The organism is Pseudochrobactrum sp. AO18b (assembly GCF_000409565.1).
GTDB lineage: Bacteria > Pseudomonadota > Alphaproteobacteria > Rhizobiales > Rhizobiaceae > Pseudochrobactrum > Pseudochrobactrum saccharolyticum.
Genome location: NZ_ANNO01000099.1, coordinates 1 through 1,237, shown reverse-complemented (window position 1 = coordinate 1,237; position 1,237 = coordinate 1). Strand labels below are relative to the sequence as shown.

Annotated in this window: 2 protein-coding genes; one reads left to right on the top strand and one right to left on the bottom strand. The window is 41.7% G+C overall.

Annotated elements, in window-relative coordinates; translation table 11 throughout:
- Positions 1-82: 82 nt before the first annotated feature.
- A complete protein-coding gene (locus tag A918_RS19425; RefSeq protein WP_022709875.1) occupies positions 83-835 on the bottom strand; it encodes a diguanylate cyclase domain-containing protein in 753 nt (250 codons plus the stop codon).
- A gap of 160 nt (positions 836-995) precedes the next feature.
- Between A918_RS19425 and A918_RS21265 the strand changes: the two genes are divergently transcribed.
- On the top strand, positions 996-1,237 hold a 242-nt coding region (locus A918_RS21265; protein WP_022709874.1), incomplete at its 3' end, for a methylated-DNA--[protein]-cysteine S-methyltransferase.

The following is a 1,237-nucleotide window of genomic DNA, read 5'->3' as shown; positions in this document are numbered from 1 at the left end:
TCGTCGGTGAAATTAGCTTTACCCATCGTAAGCTCCTTGCCTCTTTTTTAAGTCACAAGGTGTCTACAAATCTAGGGGCTATTCAACTGTCAGTAGTGATAATGGCAAACTCATCACCACCAATTCTGAATATCTCTTTATAAGAGTGATTAATCGATTTTAGTCGATTACTTATTTCTTTCAGACATTCATCACCTGCGATGTGGCCATATTCATCATTAATCGGCTTGAACCCATCCAAGTCAATTAACAACAGATATCCATGTCCGCTAGCTACTTGATCTCCTTGAATGGCAGATGATAGTTTTAGAAGGAATTGGCTTTTGTTCGCTAAACCAGTCATCTGATCATATTCCGCAAGATACATCATATGATCAAATGACAGTTTTTGATCAGTGATATCTTGTTTCATGCCAAAAATCCGAACAGGTATGTCGTTCTGACACTCAATTGATGCCGTAATACGTATCCAGCGGCTCTTACCGCCAAAAGTTATTATTTCAGCTTCCAATGTAAAACCGCTACGCGCAGCAATTGCATCTGAACGTCGCTTCACAAGCTCCGCACGAGAGGCCTCAGTATAACAAGCTAAGGTATGAGACCTATCAAGTCGAGTTCCTCGCGGCAACTCAAACAGATCATAAGTATAATCAGACCACGTCAACTCCTCAGTAGGTAGCGCGCACTCCCAAATACCTATTTGGGCAACGATAGAGGACTGACCATATATCTTTTTGTAGTGTGAAAATGTTTGAGCTTGCTCTTTTATAAGCTTCTCTTTTTCAGCCAACTCTTGTCTTAAACGCTTGATTTCTTTCTGAAGTTGGCTCGACATAAAAAGTCCTACTGCTTGTTACAGCTGAAATTATAAATAATCATAACTTCTAAATTATTAAACCCCAAGCAACATACTTCAGCATGAATCTATCTAGGTCACGCACTACAAAGGCATGTGAAGTAAGTTAACCGTTATTGTGAATGATCAGGGCGCGGTTATGCGCCTTGATTTTGAGAATGACAGCCGCGTTCATCCGGCCAATACACAAATCTCTGTTACACAGCACGATGATGCGGCTGTGGCCCATGTCGCCGAGCAGATACATCAGTATTTTGCAAGAGAGAGACGTCATTTTGATCTTACACTTGCACCACTTGGCACACCTTTTCTCAAGGCAGCATGGCAGGAGCTTGCAAAAGTGCCTTATGGTACAGTTGTCACCTATGGTGAACTTGCAGA

Bases quoted from the DNA above. Each gene is read 5' to 3' on its own strand.
- A918_RS19425 (WP_022709875.1), bottom strand. From the start codon at position 835: ATGTCGAGCCAACTTCAGAAAGAAATCAAGCGTTTAAGACAAGAGTTG.